This window comes from Ruegeria atlantica (assembly GCF_013032455.1).
Taxonomy (GTDB): domain Bacteria; phylum Pseudomonadota; class Alphaproteobacteria; order Rhodobacterales; family Rhodobacteraceae; genus Ruegeria; species Ruegeria atlantica_B.
The window spans coordinates 1-3967 of sequence record NZ_WQCF01000030.1; the positions used below are offsets into that span (position 1 = coordinate 1).

The 3967-nt window shown below is 60.6% G+C and carries 3 protein-coding genes; all 3 read right to left on the bottom strand.

Annotated elements, in window-relative coordinates; genetic code table 11:
• On the bottom strand, positions 1–1144 hold a 1144-nt coding region (locus tag GOW93_RS20560; RefSeq protein ID WP_170388246.1), incomplete at its 3' end, for an iron-containing alcohol dehydrogenase.
• Positions 1141–2523 (bottom strand): aldehyde dehydrogenase family protein, encoded by a 1383-nt coding sequence (locus GOW93_RS20565; protein ID WP_170388248.1) that lies wholly within the window; start codon positions 2521–2523, stop codon positions 1141–1143. The genes GOW93_RS20560 and GOW93_RS20565, both read right to left, overlap by 4 nt.
• Before the next feature lie 94 nt (positions 2524–2617).
• Positions 2618–3967, bottom strand: a 1350-nt coding sequence (locus GOW93_RS20570; protein ID WP_254443704.1) for a glutamine synthetase family protein, incomplete at its 5' end; no start/stop codon positions are given.

A 3967-nucleotide genomic window follows, 5' to 3' on the forward strand; every position in this document is an offset into this window, starting at 1 on the left:
ACAACGCGTTCTTAAAGAGTTCGCTGAGGTTTTCTTTGTTGAGTTCTATTGGGTTTCCGCCGCATGAGGGGTCGATGATTGCGCCCTGGACGAGGTCGGGGATTGATGCTTCGGTGACGCCCAGGTCTGACAGTTTGCGCGGGATGCCGAGGCTGTCGTTGAACTCCTGCACAAAGGCGCGGAAGCCGTCAAAGCCGCCGTCGATACCCAGATAGGCCGCAGCCTGCGTGAACCGGTCGGCGATGGCGGAGGCGTTGAACTCCAGAACGCCGGGCATGCAAACCGCATTGGTGGTGCCGTGATGGGTGTTGAACACCGCGCCTACGGGGTGGCTCATGGCGTGGATCGCGCCCAGACCCTTCTGGAAGGCGGTTGCGCCCATCGCCGCCGCGCTCATCATCTGGGCGCGGGCCTCGATATCGGTGCCGTCGGCGTAGGCGCGCGGAAGGTACTCTTTGACCAGCCGCATGCCTTCCAGCGCGATGCCCTGGGACATCGGGTGGTAATGCGGGCTGCTGAACGCCTCGACGCAATGCGCAAACGCATCCAGGCCAGTGCCAGCGGTGATGAACCTGGGCATGCCCACGGTCAATTCCGGGTCGCAGATCACCACCGTGGGCAGAACCTTGGGGTGGAAGATGATCTTTTTCGCATGGGTCTCGGAATTGGTGATGACGCTAGCTCGACCCACTTCCGATCCGGTCCCGGCCGTCGTCGGCACCGCAATGATGGGCGCGATGGCATCAGTATCCGCGCGGGTCCACCAGTCGCCGATATCCTCAAAATCCCACACGGGCCGCGTCTGACCACACATGAAGGCGACCATCTTGCCCAGATCCAGCCCCGAGCCGCCGCCAAAGGCGATCACCCCGTCATGGCCGCCCGCGTTATAGGCGGCAACACCGGCCTCGAGGTTTTTCTCGTTCGGGTTCGGGTCCACATCCGCAAACAGGCCCCGCCCCAGACCAGCCGCCTCCATGATGTCCAGCGTGGCGGAGGTGATCGGCAGATCGGCCAGCCCCTTGTCGGTGACCAGAAGCGGCTTTTTCATCCCGGCAGCGGCACAGGCCGCGGGCAGCTCCTTGATGCGGCCAGCGCCGAACTTGATTGCGGTCGGGTAGGACCAGTTTCCAACAAGGCTCATGATGTCACCTTCTTAAGATGGTAGGATTTGGGGCGGGTCAGGTTATGATAGCCGATGACGGACAATCCCCCGCCCCGCCCGGTATTCTTGCAGCCGGTCCAGCACAGGCCCGGATCCAGATAGTCGGCCCGGTTCATGAACACGGTGCCGGTCTCGATCCGGTCACCCACACGGGCCGCACGGTCCACATCCCGGGTCCACAGGCTGGCGGTCAGACCAAATTCGCTGTCATTCATCAGGGCGATGGCCTCTTCGTCCGAGGACACTTTCATGATGCCAACCACAGGGCCAAAGCTTTCGTCCCGCATCACCCGCATATCATGGGTGACATTGGTCAGAATCTGGGGCGTCAGGTATGCGCCGCCATCATCCTCGGGGAAGGTCTCGATATGGGCCACAGCGCCATCGGCGACCGCCTCGGCAATCTGCGCACGCACCTCATCGGCAAAGCGCACATTGGCCATCGGGCCCATGGTGGTCTCAGCGTCCAGCGGATTACCCAGCTTATAGCCCTTCACGATCTCGACCGCCTTGGCAACGAAGGCATCATAAAGACTTTCATGCACGTAAATCCGCTCGATCCCGCAGCAGCACTGGCCCGCGTTGAACATCGCCCCGTCGATCAGCGTATCGACCGCCGCGTCCAGATCGGCATCCTCCATGACATAGCCCGGATCCTTGCCGCCCAGTTCGGTGCCCACACCGGTAAAGGTGCCTGCCGCCGCGCGCTCCATCGCCTGGCCGCCGCCAACCGATCCAGTGAAGTTCACAAAGTCGAACGCATTGCCCGCGATCAGACCATTGGTCACGTCATGGCTGAGGAACACGTTCTGGAACACGTCCTCCGGAACACCTGCCGCATGGAAGGCCTGCGCCATCCGCTCGCCCACCAGCAAGGTCTGCGTGGCGTGTTTCAAAACCACCGTATTGCCCGCAATCAGCGCCGGCGCCACCGTGTTGATCGCCGTCATGTAAGGGTAATTCCAAGGTGCCACTACAAACACCACCCCATGCGGGATGCGCTTGATATACCGTTTGAAGGTCTCATCCTCGCCCACCGCGATATCAGCCAGAGAGGCTTCGGCAATCTGCGCCATGTGACTGGCCCGTTCGTCAAAGCCGCCAAACTCACCACCATAGCGTACCGGGCGGCCCATCATATGCGCCAGTTCCGGCACGATCTCATCATTCATAGCACCCACGGCAGCCACGCCCGCCATCACCAGATCAATACGCTCCTGCACCGGCCGCGCCGCCCAATCCGCTTGCGCTGCCCGCGCCCGCGCGGCACCCTCAAACGCTGCCTCCCGCGACAACACCTCACGTTCGGCATAAACCGATCCATCGATCGGTGAGACACATCGCAACATCTGCCCCATAGTCACTCCATTTCCGAAAGAAACAGGATCCCTGCTTCATCTGGCTAAAAATACCCCGGGGAGCGCGAGGGGCTGGCCCCTCGCTTCCGCCGACTCAAGCCCGCTCGAACCCTCGGGCAATTTCCCAATCGGTCACCACGCGCTCGAATTCCTCGATCTCCACCTCGGCCGCGCGGGTATAGTGATCGACCACCTCATCCCCCATCGCCGCCCGCAACATCTCTGATCCGTGCAAAGCGTTGCGTGCATCCTTCAGCGTGCCCGGGATCATCCCGCTCTCACCCTGATAGACATCCCCTTTGGTCGGCGGCTGCAGCTCGAGCCCTTCCTCGATCCCCGCGATCCCGGCGGCCAGCATCCCCGCCATCGCCAGATAGGGGTTCATGTCCGACCCCGGAATCCGGCACTCCACCCGCACCGCCTTGGTGCCGTCGCCACACAAACGGTACCCGGCCGTACGGTTATCCACCGACCAGATGATCCGCGTCGGTGCAAAGGTGCCCTTCATGAACCGCTTGTAGCTGTTGATGTAAGGCGCCATGAAATAGGTGTAATCGGCGGCGTATTTCAACAAACCGGCCATGTAGCTTTTCATCAGCGCCGACATGCCCAGCTCATCCTCTGCGTCATAAAACGCAGGCTGGCCATCCGCCCACAGCGACTGGTGCACATGGGACGAGCTGCCCACCTTGTCATGATGCCATTTCGGCAAGAAAGTCGCCGCATGACCATGCTGCCACGCAATCTCCTTCACCGCATTCTTGGCGATCGAGTGATACTCGGCCGTCTCCATCGCAGGCGCGTATTTGATGTTCAGCTCTTCCTGCCCGGTCTCGGCCTCACCCTTTGTATTCTCAACCGGTATCCCCGCATTCCACAGATGGTTGCGGATCGGGCGCATCACATGCTCTTCCTTGGTGGTCTGCAGGATGTGATAATCCTCGTTATACCCCGAGATCGGTTCGAGATCGCGAAAACCCTCCTTGCGGATCTGGTCGAAACTCTTTTCGAACAGAAAAAATTCCAGCTCGGTCGCACACATCGCCTCATAGCCCATGGCTTTCAGGCGGTTGACCTGGCGTTTCAAGATCGAACGCGGCGCATGCGGCACTTCCTCATGCGTGTGATGATCCAGCACATCGCACATCACCATCACCGTACCTTCCAACCACGGCACCAGCCGCAGAGTGCCCAGATCCGGCTTCATCACATAGTCGCCATACCCCCGCTCCCAACTGGTCGACGCATAGCCATCCGGCGTCCCCATCTCAAGATCCGTCGCCAGCAGGTAATTGCAGCAATGCGTCTCCTCCCACGCACCAGCAACAAAATGACCCGCATGAAAACGCTTCCCCATCAAACGACCCTGCATGTCAACAAAACACACCAATACAGTGTCAACATCACCCGCAGATACCTGCCCCTTCAATCCTTCAAAGTTGAG